The organism is Mycobacteroides chelonae (assembly GCF_016767715.1).
GTDB classification, from domain to species: domain Bacteria; phylum Actinomycetota; class Actinomycetes; order Mycobacteriales; family Mycobacteriaceae; genus Mycobacterium; species Mycobacterium gwanakae.
Genome location: NZ_CP050145.1, coordinates 388,742 through 402,605, shown reverse-complemented (window position 1 = coordinate 402,605; position 13,864 = coordinate 388,742). Strand labels below are relative to the sequence as shown.

Annotated in this window: 13 protein-coding genes, 1 tRNA gene and 1 pseudogene; 10 read left to right on the top strand and 5 right to left on the bottom strand. The window is 64.1% G+C overall.

Going from position 1 to position 13,864, the window contains the following annotated elements; all coding sequences use genetic code 11:
* Positions 1-36: 36 nt before the first annotated feature.
* Positions 37-354 (bottom strand): WhiB family transcriptional regulator, encoded by a 318-nt coding sequence (locus HBA99_RS02020; protein ID WP_030095909.1) that lies wholly within the window; start codon positions 352-354, stop codon positions 37-39.
* Between the two features lie 258 nt (positions 355-612).
* On the opposite strand from HBA99_RS02020, the gene ponA2 reads away from it, so the two are divergent.
* The 7 genes from ponA2 (at position 613) to HBA99_RS01985 (ending at position 7,195) form a co-directional block, all read left to right on the top strand.
* Entirely contained in the window at positions 613-3,033 is a 2,421-nt protein-coding gene (ponA2, locus tag HBA99_RS02015) for a transglycosylase/D,D-transpeptidase PonA2 (protein ID WP_030095910.1), read from the top strand.
* Between the two features lie 101 nt (positions 3,034-3,134).
* A complete protein-coding gene (locus tag HBA99_RS02010) occupies positions 3,135-4,097 on the top strand; it encodes a metallophosphoesterase (RefSeq protein WP_030095911.1) in 963 nt (320 codons plus the stop codon).
* Position 4,098: 1 nt separating this feature from the next.
* Positions 4,099-5,169, top strand: a complete 1,071-nt coding sequence (gene cds1 / locus HBA99_RS02005) for an L-cysteine desulfhydrase Cds1 (RefSeq protein WP_070923342.1) — start codon at positions 4,099-4,101, stop codon at positions 5,167-5,169.
* Between the two features lie 102 nt (positions 5,170-5,271).
* A tRNA-Pro gene (locus HBA99_RS02000) sits at positions 5,272-5,345 on the top strand.
* Between the two features lie 181 nt (positions 5,346-5,526).
* Positions 5,527-5,670 (top strand): hypothetical protein, encoded by a 144-nt coding sequence (locus tag HBA99_RS01995; protein ID WP_030095913.1) that lies wholly within the window; start codon positions 5,527-5,529, stop codon positions 5,668-5,670.
* Positions 5,671-5,739: 69 nt separating this feature from the next.
* Positions 5,740-6,324, top strand: a complete 585-nt coding sequence (locus HBA99_RS01990; RefSeq protein ID WP_030095914.1) for a hypothetical protein — start codon at positions 5,740-5,742, stop codon at positions 6,322-6,324.
* A gap of 160 nt (positions 6,325-6,484) precedes the next feature.
* A complete protein-coding gene (locus tag HBA99_RS01985; protein WP_070923341.1) occupies positions 6,485-7,195 on the top strand; it encodes a GNAT family N-acetyltransferase in 711 nt (236 codons plus the stop codon).
* A 7-nt stretch (positions 7,196-7,202) separates the two neighbouring features.
* Here HBA99_RS01985 and HBA99_RS01980 read toward each other — a convergent pair whose 3' ends face one another.
* The 3 genes from HBA99_RS01980 to HBA99_RS01970 all read right to left on the bottom strand — a co-directional run bounded on the left by HBA99_RS01980 (position 7,203) and on the right by HBA99_RS01970 (position 9,704).
* On the bottom strand, positions 7,203-7,685 hold the full coding sequence (locus tag HBA99_RS01980) for a hypothetical protein (RefSeq protein ID WP_070951636.1): 483 nt from the start codon (positions 7,683-7,685) through the stop codon (positions 7,203-7,205).
* A gap of 15 nt (positions 7,686-7,700) precedes the next feature.
* Positions 7,701-8,393, bottom strand: a complete 693-nt coding sequence (locus tag HBA99_RS01975) for an Rv0518 family GDSL lipase (protein ID WP_057967190.1) — start codon at positions 8,391-8,393, stop codon at positions 7,701-7,703.
* Between the two features lie 72 nt (positions 8,394-8,465).
* Positions 8,466-9,704 carry an acyltransferase family protein gene (locus tag HBA99_RS01970; RefSeq protein ID WP_030095918.1) on the bottom strand — a complete coding sequence of 413 codons (1,239 nt, stop codon included), beginning with the start codon at positions 9,702-9,704 and terminating at the stop codon, positions 8,466-8,468.
* 273 nt (positions 9,705-9,977) lie between these two features.
* Here HBA99_RS01970 and HBA99_RS01965 point away from each other — a divergent pair.
* The 3 genes and pseudogenes from HBA99_RS01965 to HBA99_RS01955 all read left to right on the top strand — a co-directional run bounded on the left by HBA99_RS01965 (position 9,978) and on the right by HBA99_RS01955 (position 12,864).
* A pseudogene (locus tag HBA99_RS01965) lies at positions 9,978-10,580 on the top strand (hypothetical protein).
* 38 nt (positions 10,581-10,618) lie between these two features.
* The gene (locus tag HBA99_RS01960; protein ID WP_070951638.1) at positions 10,619-11,443 is read left to right on the top strand and encodes a DNA-3-methyladenine glycosylase family protein; all 825 of its coding nucleotides are present in this window, start codon (positions 10,619-10,621) and stop codon (positions 11,441-11,443) included.
* 92 nt (positions 11,444-11,535) lie between these two features.
* The gene (locus HBA99_RS01955) at positions 11,536-12,864 is read left to right on the top strand and encodes an HNH endonuclease signature motif containing protein (RefSeq protein ID WP_070951639.1); all 1,329 of its coding nucleotides are present in this window, start codon (positions 11,536-11,538) and stop codon (positions 12,862-12,864) included.
* On the opposite strand, the gene HBA99_RS01950 is transcribed toward HBA99_RS01955, so the two are convergent.
* Complete coding sequence (locus HBA99_RS01950; protein WP_070951640.1) at positions 12,861-13,559, bottom strand: class I SAM-dependent methyltransferase; 699 nt, start codon at positions 13,557-13,559, stop codon at positions 12,861-12,863. The two genes, HBA99_RS01955 and HBA99_RS01950, sit on opposite strands and share 4 nt — an antisense overlap.
* Positions 13,560-13,864: the final 305 nt, after the last annotated feature.

Here is a 13,864-nt window from a genome sequence, read left to right as displayed (position 1 = left end):
ACAACCCGAGAAGTCGACACTCGACGAAAGAACTAGTTAGACCGCGCTCTTGTGCTTGCGCTGCGCGGCGAAGAAGTCGGCCCAGGAATCCACCTCGGGGTGAGCCTTGAGCATCGCGCGACGCTGCCGTTCGGTCAGTCCGCCCCACACGCCGAACTCCACTCGGTTGTCCAGCGCGTCGGCGCCGCATTCCATCATGACCGGGCAGTGCCGGCAGATCACTGCTGCCTTGCGCTGCGCTGCCCCGCGGACGAACAACTCGTCAGGGTCGCCTTGTCTGCATCTGGCCTGTGAAACCCAGGCAATGCGCGCTTCTCCACCATCGATTGACACCGCCGTATGCAACGCACTCATGGCTGGCCGTGAAGCTGACACTGGCAATCCCTTCTGTAACTAGCGGCCCATAAGAGGCGTGGGCCACACTCCGCTTGGTGTGTAACTTGAATCACACCGTGAGATCAAGTTAGTGGTCAGAGATCTTCAACGCAACACCTGATCCGAATTTTTTGGGACGGTTGTGCCGACAACGTCTTTTTCATCGCCCCGCCGGGGCCCGGCGTTACCGATCAACTACCGGCAGACACCTCTGGAGAGGCCACGTACCCTGTGCCTATGCCAGAACGCCCGCCCGAGTCGGTGACCCTCGCGAAGCTCGCGGGATGCGGGCTTATCGCGGCGGTCATCCTGGCCGGATTGATGTTCCCCCTCGCGGGCGGCTTCGGGTTGGCGTCCAACCGCGCCTCCGATGTGGTGGCCAATGGGTCCACCCAGCTGCTCGAGGGTGAGGTACCCGCGGTCACCACCGTGGAAGACGCCAAGGGCAACAAGATCGCCTACCTCTACACGCAGCGGCGATTCGAGGTGCCCGCCGATCAGATCGCCGACACCATCAAGCTGGCCCTGCTGTCCATCGAGGACAAGCGGTTCACCTCGCACAACGGTGTCGACTGGAAGGGCACGCTCGGCGGCCTGGCCGGATACGCCTCCGGTGACGAGGACACCCGCGGTGGTTCCACCATCGAGCAGCAGTACGTGAAGAACTACCAGCTGCTGGTGGTGGCCAAAACCGACGCCGAACGCAAGGCCGCCATCGAGACCACCCCCGCGCGCAAGCTGCGCGAGATCCGGATGGCGCTGCGGCTAGACCGCACCTTTACCAAGCAGGAGATCCTGACCCGGTACCTGAACCTGGTGTCCTTCGGTAACAACTCGTTCGGGGTGCAGGATGCCGCACAGACCTACTTCGGCGTCGATGCCAAGGACCTGAACTGGCAGCAGGCGGCGCTGCTGGCGGGCATGGTGCAGTCCACCTCCGGACTGAATCCCTACGTCAACCCCGAACGTGCGCTGGCCCGCCGGAACCTGGTGCTCGACACCATGATCGCCAACGCCCCGGAAAAGAAGGCCGAACTGGTGGCGGCCAGGGCACAACCCCTCGGTGTGCTGCCCCAGCCCAATGAGCTGCCGCGCGGATGCATAGCCGCCGGAGACCGTGCGTTCTTCTGTGACTACGTGCTCGACTACCTGGCCAAGTCGGGTATCAGCAAGGACCAGGTGATGAAGGGTGGATATCTCATCCGCACCACCCTGGATCCCGATGTGCAGAACTCGGTGAAGCAGGCGGTCTCCCACGTCGCCGATCCGGGTCTCAACGGTGTCGCCGATGTCATGAGCGTCATCAAGCCGGGACAGACCAGCCACCCCATCATGGCCATGGCATCCAGTCGCACTTATGGACTGGATGGCGCAGCCAACGAGACGATGCAGCCGCAGCCGTTTTCCCTCGTCGGCGACGGCGCCGGATCGATCTTCAAGATCTTCACGGTCGCCGCCGCCATGGATATGGGCATGGGCATCAACACTGTGCTCGATGTGCCGCCCACCTTCTCGGCCAAGGGGCTCGGCAGCAGCGACGGCACCAAGGGCTGTCCCAAGGACACCTGGTGCGTCAAGAACGTCGGTAACTACCGTTCCCCGATGAGCGTCACCGACGCCCTGGCCACTTCGCCGAACACCGCGTTCGCCAAGTTGATTCAGTCGATCGGCGTATCAAAGGCGGTTGACATGGCCGTCAAGTTGGGCATGCGTTCCTACGCGCAGGCGGGCACCGCCAAGCCCTATGACCCCGAGGGCGACGAGAGCCTGGCCGACTACATCAAGAAGTACAACCTGGGCTCGTTCACACTGGGCCCCATCCAGGTGAACGCCCTCGAACTATCCAATGTGGCAGCCACTTTGGCCTCTGGTGGCAAGTGGTGCCCACCCAATCCGATCGACAAGGTCTTCGACCGCCACGGCAAAGAGGTCCCGACCACCACCGAGGCCTGCGAGCAGGCGGTACCCACCGGGCTCGCCAACACCCTCGCGAACGCGCTGAGTAAGGACGATCAGCCCGGCGGCACCGCCGCAGGCTCGGCAGGCTCGGTCGGCTGGAACCTGCCGTTGTCCAGTAAGACGGGAACCACTGAAGCACACCGGTCTTCGGCCTTCCTGGGATTCACCAACAACTTGGCCGCGGCGAGCTACATCTTCGACGACTCGACGTCCCCCGGCGATCTGTGTTCCTTCCCGCTGCGCAAGTGCGGCGACGGAAACCTGTACGGCGGAAATGAGCCCGCCAGGGCCTGGTTCGAAGCCATGAAACCGATCGCCGAGAACTACGGCCCTACGGCCCTGCCGCCCACCGAACCGCGGTACGTCGACGGAGGTCCGGGCTCCAAGGTGCCCAGTATCAACGGACTGCGCGAATCCGAGGCACGTGACGTTCTCAAGAAGGCCGGATTCAAGGTTGCCGACCAAGCCAGTGTGGTGAACAGCACCGCGCCGTTCAACGAGGTCGTCGGCACCAGCCCATCTGGAACGACCATCCCGGGATCGACCGTCACCATCCTGCTGAGTAACGGCATCCCGCCGGCGCCGCCGCCTATCGTCATTCCGGGCCTGGGCGGCCCACCGGGCGAGATGACAACGACGGTCGTCAACATCCCCGGCCTGCCGCCGATCACCGTGCCGGTGCTGGCGCCGCCCCCGTGAGCTAGCTGGCCGTCTTCGCGCACGCCGTTCACGACGAGAAATTCGCCACGTTTTGCGCTGGTGATCAAGGGTCACTCAGCTTTCGGAGTTACTCTCGGATGATGAACACGTCGTTCAACACGGTTATCAAGCGAGCGGCCGCTTATTCGGCAGGTTCGGCCGCGCTTGGCATCGGGTACGCGTCGATCATCGAACGCAACGCGTTCACCGTCCGCGAAGCGACGATGGATGTACTCGACCCTGGAGCCTCCCCGCTACGGGTGCTGCACATCAGTGATATCCACATGCGTCCCGGCCAGCACCTCAAGCAGGCCTGGTTGCGCGAGCTGGCGCAGTGGCAGCCGGACCTGGTGATCAATACCGGCGACAACCTGGCCCACCCCAAGGCGGTGTCTTCTGTCGTGCAGGCCCTGGGGGATTTGCTCTCGGTCCCAGGACTTTTCGTCTTCGGAAGCAACGACTACTTCGGCCCGCGGCTGAAGAACCCGGCCAAATATCTGTACAAGAGCGATGAGCGCAAGCACGGGGAACCGCTGCCGTGGCAGGATCTGCGCGCGGCGTTTACCGAGCGCGGCTGGCACGATATGACCCACACTCGGCACGAGCTGGAGGTCGGCGGGGTGCGGATCGCGGCCGCCGGAGTCGATGACCCGCATCTGCACCGGGACCGCTACGACACCATCGCCGGAATGCCGAATCCGCTGGCCACACTGCGGCTGGGGCTGACCCATTCGCCCGAGCCGCGGGTACTCGACCGCTTCGCCGAGGACGGCTACCAGTTGGTGATGGCCGGTCACACCCATGGCGGGCAGCTGTGCTTGCCGTTCTATGGAGCGATCGTCACCAACTGCGAACTGGATCGTTCCCGGGTGAAGGGTCCGTCGCGCTGGGGTTCGCACATGCAGCTGCACGTGTCGGCGGGTATTGGCACATCGCCATTCGCGCCGATGCGGTTCTTCTGCCGTCCGGAGGCGACGCTGCTGACCCTGGTGCCTGCGCGCATCGACGGCCAAGGGACCGACGCCGAATCCGGCGACCGGCTGCCCAGCGCCACCGCGCAGTGACGTGAGCCGCGCGTGGGCCGATAACGCGGTCCGGCTGATCGAGGCGGACGCCCGTCGCAGTGCCGACACCCATCTGCTGCGGTACCCGCTGCCTGCGGCCTGGGCCGATACCGTGGACGTGCAGCTGTATCTCAAGGACGAGTCCACTCACATCACCGGCAGCCTGAAACATCGTTTGGCGCGTTCACTTTTCCTGTACGCGCTGTGTAACGGGTTCATCCGGGAAGGCACCACGGTCGTGGAGGCCTCGTCCGGTTCGACCGCGGTGTCCGAGGCTTACTTTGCGCAGCTGCTGGGGCTGCCTTTCATCGCGGTGATGACGGCCTCAACTAGTCCCAGCAAGATCGCCCTGATCGAGTCTCAAGGCGGCAGTTGCCATTTCGTCGACCAGGCACAGCAGGTCTATGCCGAGGCACAGCGGCTCGCCGACGAATCCGGTGGACACTATCTGGACCAGTTCACCAACGCCGAACGTGCGACCGACTGGCGTGGCAACAACAACATCGCCGAATCGATCTTTACGCAGATGCACTACGAAAAGCACCCGCTGCCAACGTGGATCGTGGTCGGGGCCGGTACCGGCGGTACCAGCGCAACCATCGGACGGTACATCCGCTATCGCCGCTACCCCACGAAACTGTGTGTGGTGGACCCGGACAACTCGGCGTTCTACCCGTCCTACATCGCCGGACATGATGTGGTGACCGGGATTTCATCGCGTATCGAGGGCATCGGACGTCCTCGCGTCGAGCCTTCATTCCTGCCCACGGTGGTGGACCGTATGGAGCAGATACCCGATGCGGAGTCGGTGGCGCTCACGCGGCATGCCAGCGCCGTGCTGGGCCGTCGGGTGGGTGCGTCAACGGGAACCAACCTGTCCGGCGCGTTCCGGGTGATCTCGGAAATGGTGCGTGACGGTGTCCCCGGGTCGGTGGTGACACTGTTGGCCGACACCGGTGACCGGTATGCCGACACCTACTTCGATGACGCCTGGGTCAGTGAGCAGGGCTTCGACCTGTCGGCCCCCACGGAGCGTCTGGCCGAGTTCGAGAACACCGGTCGGTGGGGTTAGGCCTCGGGACAATAAGGGCACGTCACATCCGGTTCGGGTGCACGCAAGTCAACGCATTCGCGACCGAAGCCCTCGATGCGATACCCTTGCCTGGCTTCAAAGCGGGGTGTGGCGCAGCTTGGTAGCGCGCTTCGTTCGGGACGAAGAGGTCGTGGGTTCGAATCCCGCCACCCCGACTGAGCTGAGAGGTGAGCGAGCGCGCTCGTTCACCCGAGGCGAAGAAAGAGGTAGGAGGCGCATAGCGCCGAATACCCCGACGCTGGAAGTAAGGCCCTGACCAGGAATTCCCCGGTCGGGCCTTTTTTCATCAGCATGGCGGACCGGCTGGGATTCCCGCCGCCGTGACATGGTGGGTGCATGGCCGTCTCTGAACTCGCGTCGAATCCTGTCGCCCTCGCGGCCATCGCTATCGGTGTGCTTATCGTCTGGAAGCTGCGCAAGGCCGTGATGCTGATCGGCCTGCTGGCAGCGGTGGTGCTCCTGGTCGCTATGTACCGGTAACAGCTAAGCGGAAGCACACGACATTTCTTTCGGTAAGGTTTGACAAAACCCGACGAATGGGAGCTTTACATGAAGAATCGCCTTGTGGGCGCCGGTGTGATCGCGCTGGCGGCCGCCCTCAGCGGACCGGCGCTGGCCGCCGCCGCACCCGCCGATGACCAGCAGATCCGGCAGATCATCTCGGGCGAGGCTTCGGCCATCAAGTCGCTCGACAACGCCACCCTCTCGACCTTCTTCTGCGACAAGTACCGGGGCACGATCGCCTCGAAGTCTGCTGATGACCAGATCCCCCCGATCGGTCAGGTCGCTGGGTACGGGCCGAGCATGATCAGCGCCGTGGCGTCGGCAGCCGGGGTCTCCGGGCCGACCACCCAGGCGCTGACCACCGCGATCCAGAACAATGACGACAAGGCCTACCGTTCGTCGTTCCGCGCGGCAGCCAAGGAGGTGCTGTCCGGCGTCACCTACGACGTTCACGACATCAACGTCACCGGACCGACGGCGACCGCTGGGGTCACCGCGCAGGGCCACGACGTGACCGCCAATCAGCAGCGCGAGTTCGTGCTGGAGAACGGCAAGTGGAAGGACTGCACCGACCCCGAGAAGCGGGCCGAGACCTCGGGCAACCCACTGCTGACGTCGTTGATGGGCTAACGTCCTAGAACTGCACACAGATCAGGCCGCCTGTGTCCTTCGGGACGTGGGCGGCCTGATTCTTTGGGCGCACCGCAATATTCGGTGGCACCGCCTCAGCACGGTCTCTAGTCTGGATCCGTTTGTGCCATAACCGATTACCTTCAAGAAGATAGAGCCGATGCCCGACTTCTCCCCCATCATCACGGACTTCTGGCATGGTTACCTTGGCCGGGGCACCGTCCTGCACACCGACGACGATTTCCAACTCGCCGTCTACCCGGATCTCGATGAGGACAGCCGGCTGATGGTGCTCACGACGGTTGACGGCAAGACCAGCGTCGCCCTCGCGCCTGACCTCTGCGCACGTGCGGGAATCGATGGCGTCCAGACAGTTTCGGAATTCTGGGAAAGCCTCGACAAGGCCGATATCACCATGCACGGCGCGGACAACCTGTTCTACTTCAACGACGATGCGCGCGATGCACTCGTGGCCGAGGTACCCACAGGCGATGTCCGTCAGCTCACAGCCGACGACAAGGCAATCTTCTCGGCATTCGAATCGGTTGCCTCGGTGGATGACTTGGACAACGCCCAAGTGGAGCTGGGTCATTGGGCGGTGTTCGGCTCCTTCGACAACGGCCGCCTCGTCGCCGTCTCCAGCATCTATCAGTGGGAGGGCGCGGCGATCATGGACCTCGGAGTGCTGACGCTGCCGATATTCCGCGGCAGAGGCCACGCCCGGCAGCTGGTGCGTGCCGTGTTCCGGTACGCGTGCGCGCGGGGTTACGAGCCGCAGTACCGATGCCAGGTGGACAACTCCGCGTCCAGTGCGCTGGCTCGTGCTGCGGGGCTCACGCTATTTGGCACCTTGGACGTGATCGCCGACTAGCGCGCTCCTATTGCGCGGTCACCGGCATGTCGATGGTCTCGGCCTTACCGTCCCGATCGGTGATGATCAGCTTGGTGAACTGCCACCAGCCGCTGTCATCGGGAAGCGCCTTCGAGTCCTGGAAGGTCAGCGTGACGTCCCGACGGGTTGTCCCGCCCGTCGCGCAGTCGGGGACACAGTCCTTGGTCGCGCGGACTGCCTTCCCGGTGGCCTGCTGCTGCGTCCAGCCGTCCCAGGTGATGTCGACAAGCATGTCTCCGGCGTCGGCGGGGGTCAGCACGATCTGCGTGGGCTTCTCTTCCGGCTGCTGGGTCACCGGATTCCAGTAGACACCGCCCGGCGGCACTACCTTGCGCGAAGGCTCGGGGAGCGATGTCGAGGATGGCGCTGCCGACGTGGACACGGTTTTCTGCTCCGTCGATGGTGAACCACAGCCCGTAAAAGCGAACGCTGCCAAGGCAATTCCGGTCACCCACACGATCTGCGTCATGCCTGGACTCTACTCTCAGAGCCGACGGGTCAGCCGGGTACCGATGAGCGGGGCGATCTTGTCGGCCATGTAGGCGTGCCCGGCATCGTTGGGGTGCACACCGTCCGAGCCGATCAGCTCCGGGCGTCCCACGAACCAGCGTTCGGCCAGCGGATCCACCCACGACGCACCGATCGCATGGGCCTCGCCGTACAGAATGTCGCGCAGCTGCAGCACCACGTCGGGTACGTCGGCCGTCGGCCACGGTGGGCCGATCACGAGCAGCTTGGCCGCCGGCGCCGTGCGCCGTGCCGATGCCAGCGTGCGACGGGTCGCCTCTGCATACACGTCCGGATCGACATCCTGGTCGTTGCGCGAACCGAAGAACACCACCAGCTCGTCGTCGGGACGCACTACCCGGTCGGTGAGGTCGGCGAAGACGCTGCCGTGGTCACCGCGCACGCCGTATCCGGCGCGCCCTTCGGCGGCGACGTCAGCGTTGATGCGGACACCTTCGCGCCCCAAGATCCGCCATGCCAGCGATGTCCACGACTTGGCGCCCAGGCCGCCTTCCTTGGTGCCGGTGGTGTACGAATCGCTGACCACCGCGACATGGTTCAGTCCGGAACCTAAGTAGGCCAGTCGGTAGGGGCGCACCGGCGCGGGCTGCGGGGCAGCCACACCGAAGAGAAACGCGAATGCGATGACAATCGCCGCCAGACGAACCACTGCTACCTCCACTGTCCCCAGCATTTTAGGGGGCCTCAAACCCGGCTGCGGCACAGCGTTATTCGTTTGAAACTATCGACTCGTTACACCGGTCGACACCGGCTCCCGATCGGAGTCCGTCACGTCCGCGGGCACCTGGTGTTTATGGCCATTGTGCGGAACATGGTGATCGGTGATCGCTGGCTTGGTGACGCCGATCATGCGGCGCATCCAGCGCCGTCCGGGTTCCTCCACGCCGTGATACAGCGCCATGGACAGCACTACCGCGAGCGCAATCAGGCCGATCACGATCCAACCGCCGCCGGGGTCGGTCAGTGAGAGTTCGAACTGCTTGGTGGCCCATGTCCAGGAGACGTGCACGAGCTCATGCACCATGTAGAGCCCAAAGGAGATCTGACCGCCGTAGACCATGATGCGCGTGGAGAGCAGTGTGGGTAGCGGTCCGATGCCCACCGCCAGCGCCATCACCAGCGGCACGAACAGCACGTCCACCACTCCGCTGCTGTCGGTGACTCCGGAGATCGGGTGGGCATCCAGGAAGTACAGCGAGCCCACGATCGCCGCGATGATCGCGATCGCCACGTAGCCGGCAACATAGCGGGAACGGTGAGTGAGTCGCAGCCTGCTCACCGCAGCACACGCGAGGGCGCCCGCGGTGAACTGCATAACGATGCGCGGCAACCAGCTCCACGGTGTGTAGAACTGCCCCGTCAGCAGCAGGATGATGACCGGCGGCAGCGAGGCCACCACGGCCAGAACCATCAGGCTGCGGGCGCGGGTCGCGCGCGCCATCCGGAAGACGACAAGGACCAGGCCCCCGAAGAGCAGGTAAGCCAGCCATTCAGCGCTGATCGACCACGCCGGACCGTTCCAGCTGGACAGGTCGAAGTACGGACGGAACCACAGCTGCACCATGAAGAGCTGACGCACGTAGCTCATGGCGTCGTATCCGTTGACGTCCTTGGGCGGTATGTGTCCGACATGCATGGTGAAGATGACCCAGAGCGCGGCTAGATGCATGGTGACCAGGTACACGGGCCACACCCGGGCCAGACGCAGCCACAGGAAGTGCAGCGTCTCGCGGGTTGACCAGCGATCGCCCATTTTGTCGAGATAGTTCCAGGTCAGCACGAACCCACTGAGAATGAAGAAGAGGTCAACACCTTGGGCGCCGCAGTCGAGAACGGGGGTCAGCGCGGACCGAAATCCGGGGACCGCGTCCTCCAGCAGGGGCCGGAAGTGAAAGAGCACAACCCAGAGCGCGGCGATGATGCGAAGCCCTGTGAGGGCCTTGATCTCTCCGCCGCGCACTAATCTCTCCGTCAGCCTCGCTACCAGCTCTTTCGCGCTTCCTTGCGATCGACCGGTCGAGCACGCCTCCCCGCGTCCCCATTCCGGCGTTCTTCGGAGACTAACAGCGCAGCGCGCTGAAGCCTGAATCTCAGACATGCCGGGAAGGCGTGTGGAGAAATGGGACATCACCTCGGCAGGCACGGAAAACGCGTGACAACCACCTCCACTGCGCCCATCCGGCACACTGGCATGGAACGCCATGACCGCAGCCGCGCTAGGACAGATACGCAGATGACGCAACCGCAGTACCCCCACGGCCAGTACCAGCAGCCTCAACAGCAGTTCCCCGGATACCCCCAGCCCGGCCCTATGGCCAGCCTCCCAGCGGCTACGCCCCGCCCCCAAACCTCCCCGGCCGCCACTGCCCCGCAGCAGAAGGCCCTGGCCGTCGTCGGTGGCTCGCTCGGCATCTTCCTGATCGCCCTGCTGGTACTCGGACTCACCACCACCAACTCCAGCACGCAGAGCACCCGCACGTCCGCCAACGACCAGATCGTCGACTCGCCCCGCTCCTCCGGCTCCAACAAGGACGAGGACATCAAGGCGATCAAGCAGACCATCTCCGGAATGGCCGATGCCGCCAAGGCCAACGACTTCAAGAAGATGCTCACCTTCTTCTGTGCCAAGTACCGCGAGGCGTTCAAGGACATCGCCGGAAGCGGGCAAGCTCCTGATCTCAACGCCTTGACCAAGGCCGACAATGGCCCCTCGAAGATCACCGGCCTCGATATCGACGGCGACATCGCCGTCATTCACATCACCGATGCCAAGGGCAAGCACGACATCGAGTTCAAGAAGGAGACCGGCGGCTGGAAGTTCTGCCCGGGGGCCTAGCAGCTCCGCTCATCCGTGAGTGGACTCCACCGTGGCCGTTGGATATACGCCGAACCCTCGGCATCCACCGGCGCGGCTCGACTGATCCCACGTACCGGGTGTCCCCCGGCGGATCCATCACCCGAGGCACCTACACCCCGGATGGCCCTGGGGTACTGACGATCTCACGCGAATACAAGACCGTCGTCGGCCGGGCCTACGGTGACGGTGCCGAGTGGCTGCTCGATCGCCTGCCACGCCTGTTGGGCGCCGACGACGAACCCGAAGCGCTCACACCTAAACACGAGGTTGTCACCCGGCTGATCCAGGGCGCGAAGGGCGTCCGTCTGGGCGCCACCGATCGCGTGTGGGAGGCCCTCGTTCCGGCCGTGCTGGAACAGAAGGTGCCCGGCGCAGAGGCCTGGCGTGCCTGGCGGTATCTCATCAACCGTGTCGGCACCGACATGGGCGGCGCCAAGGCTCCTCCACCCCAACGAGAATGGCTCGACATACCGTCGTGGGAGTGGCACAATTCCGGTGCGGAACCGGTCCGCATGCGCACCGTCCGCATCGCTGCCAACATCGACGTGGAAACCAAGCCAGAGCACCTGACCTCGATCCACGGCATCGGACCGTGGACCGAGGCCGAGGTCCGCAGTCGCGCGCTCGGCGATCCCGACGCCGTGCCCGTCGGGGACTACCACATCGCCGGGCAGGTGGGATTCGCGCTCACCGGCAATAAGACCGACGATGCCGGCATGCTGGAACTTCTAGAACCCTATGCCGGACAACGCTATCGAGTCATTCGACTCATCGAACTCATGGCACCCAAGCCGGAGAGACGCGGATCCCGGATGCCGGTGCGCGACTACCGCAACTTCTGACATTCGACAAGCGGTTCGTCTCACTTGTGGATGGCCATCGTGGTTGTGGATAACCTCGCCCAGCTGTCGGTCGTCATCCATAGCCTTCAGCCATGAGTCCAATCGACGATCTACTGGCGACAGCCACGGCTGTCGTCGAGTCGTCGTGTGATGAGCTCAACAATCCCGAGTTGCTCTCCGCACTAAGGCAACTGGAAATCGCACAGCGCAAGATCACCGCGGCCTCACACGCACTCACGGCCCGGCTGGTGGAACGCGGGTCACCGGTCGCGTTGGGCGGTACGACATTCGCAGAAGTACTGGCACGGCACCTCTCGATAAGTACCGCAACCGCTCGGCGTCGCCTCACCGATGCCGCACATCTCGGCCCGCGGCATTCATTCACCGGCGAGCCCTTACAACCCCTTCTTCCGCGTACTGCCCATGCACTGCGGGAGGGGCGCCTCGGCGACGAGCACGTGCGGATCATCCGCAGGTTCTTCGATGTCTTGCCCGACGCGATCGACGCCGATACCCGTGAGTCTGCCGAGCAGCGATTGGCATCCATGGGAACCGAATTCGGCCCGGAACAACTCCGCGCCGGTGCCGACCGGATCGCGGCTCTGATCAATCCCGACGGCCGATTCTCTGACGTCGACCGTGCCCGCATGCGGGGCATATCGATCGGACGTCAGGGAACCGACGGAATGAGCGCCATCAGCGGCCTGCTGGATCCGGAGACGCGCGCCTACCTCGACGCAGTGCTGAGCAAGCTCGCAGCGCCCGGCATGTGCGATCCTCGTGATGAATCTCCCACGACCGAAGGCGAACCCGACGCGGCAGCCGCCGAGCGCGACACACGAACGACCGCCCAGCGAAACCACGACGGACTACGAGCGTGCCTGCGCAGCACCTTGACCTCGGGCAAGCTGGGCTCACATCATGGATTACCTGTCACCGTCGTGGTGTCCACGACGCTGAGCGAGATGCAGAGCGCAGCCGGTCAGGCGATATCGGGTAGCGGCAACCTGGTGCCCATCCCCGACCTGATCCGGATGGCCGCCCACGCCCTGCATTACCTCGCGATATTCGACGACGATGGCCGGCCGCTCTACCTGGGTCGGTCCAAAAGGATCGCCACCTCCGATCAGCGAATTGTCTTACACGCCAAAGATCGTGGCTGTTCGGCGCCGGGATGCACGGTGCCCGGTTATCTCTGCCAGGTGCATCATGTCGACGATTGGTGCGACGACGGACCGACCGACATCGACAACCTGACCTTCGCCTGCGGCCCGCATCATCGGCTGCTCCAACAGGGCTGGACCACCCGAAAACGCCGCAGTAACGGGATCACCGAATGGATTCCGCCGCCGCATCTCGATACCGGCCAGTCCCGCACCAACGACTACCACCACCCCGAGCGGTTCATCCTGGACTTCTAGCCCGCCAGGTGCGCCGAAAGTAGCCACGCCGGCACCGATGACCGGCCATCGGGCTCGACCTGGTGCCGTGCGAACCCCTGCGCCACACCCGGTTCAAATCCGTTGAAGTTCGCGTAGATCTTGGCGGGGCGGATCTCATCGATGGCCCAGTAGTTCGAAACCGCATCCCGCAGTTCGTTTTCGGTGACGGCATTGACGGGTGATTCGGCCGGGAACGCGGCGCGATCGAAGACCAATACGTAGTAGCGTGCGCCCGGCGCCGCGGCACGGACAATCGAACGCTGATAGCCATCGCGCAGCTCGACAGGCATCGAGTGGAACAACGTCGAATCGATGATGGTGTCGAACCGTCCGTCATATCCCGTGAAGGCCGAGATGTCGGCGACCGCGAAGCTGGCATTGGTCAGGCCGCGTTCGGCCGCATAGCCTTTCGCTAGTTCGATGGCCTTGGGCGCGGAGTCCAGACCTACGGTGGTGTGCCCCACCTCGGCGAGATACAGCGCGGTCGCCGCCTCGCCGCAACCGGCGTCAAGCACCTCCCCGCGCACTTTGCCCTCGGCGATCAGCGTCGCGATCTCGGGCTGTGGTTCACCAATGCTCCACGGCGGTCGGACGCCCAAACCGTGGGGACGCTCGCCGCGGTACGCGGCCTCAAACGCGAGATCGAATTCCTGTGTGGCGCTCTTCTCAGTCATACCTCCAGAATGTCAACTCGCCTGACATATGTCAAGGGTGTTGACATTAAAATGGAGAGGCAATTGCCAGGAACGCCCTCAGCCGCCAAAATGGAGCAATGAGCAACGACGAGGGGGGCGTCACTCCGTCTCCGCTACCCCCGGGACCCCCACCCGCCTACCCTCCTGCTGCGCCTGGCTATCCACCCGCCCCGGCCTACGGATATCCACCCCCGGGATTCGGATACCAGCCGCCACCTCCTGGGTATCAACCACCACCGCCCGGATACCAGCCGCCACCGCCTGGATATCAGGGGCCGCCACAG

Coding starts and splice junctions, on each gene's coding strand:
- HBA99_RS02020 (WP_030095909.1), bottom strand. CDS start 354: ATGAGTGCGTTGCATACGGCGGTGTCAATCGATGGTGGAGAAGCGCGC.
- ponA2 (WP_030095910.1), top strand. CDS start 613: ATGCCAGAACGCCCGCCCGAGTCGGTGACCCTCGCGAAGCTCGCGGGA.
- HBA99_RS02010 (WP_030095911.1), top strand. CDS start 3,135: ATGAACACGTCGTTCAACACGGTTATCAAGCGAGCGGCCGCTTATTCG.
- HBA99_RS01995 (WP_030095913.1), top strand. CDS start 5,527: ATGGCCGTCTCTGAACTCGCGTCGAATCCTGTCGCCCTCGCGGCCATC.
- HBA99_RS01990 (WP_030095914.1), top strand. CDS start 5,740: ATGAAGAATCGCCTTGTGGGCGCCGGTGTGATCGCGCTGGCGGCCGCC.
- HBA99_RS01985 (WP_070923341.1), top strand. CDS start 6,485: ATGCCCGACTTCTCCCCCATCATCACGGACTTCTGGCATGGTTACCTT.
- HBA99_RS01980 (WP_070951636.1), bottom strand. CDS start 7,685: ATGACGCAGATCGTGTGGGTGACCGGAATTGCCTTGGCAGCGTTCGCT.
- HBA99_RS01955 (WP_070951639.1), top strand. CDS start 11,536: ATGAGTCCAATCGACGATCTACTGGCGACAGCCACGGCTGTCGTCGAG.
- HBA99_RS01950 (WP_070951640.1), bottom strand. CDS start 13,559: ATGACTGAGAAGAGCGCCACACAGGAATTCGATCTCGCGTTTGAGGCC.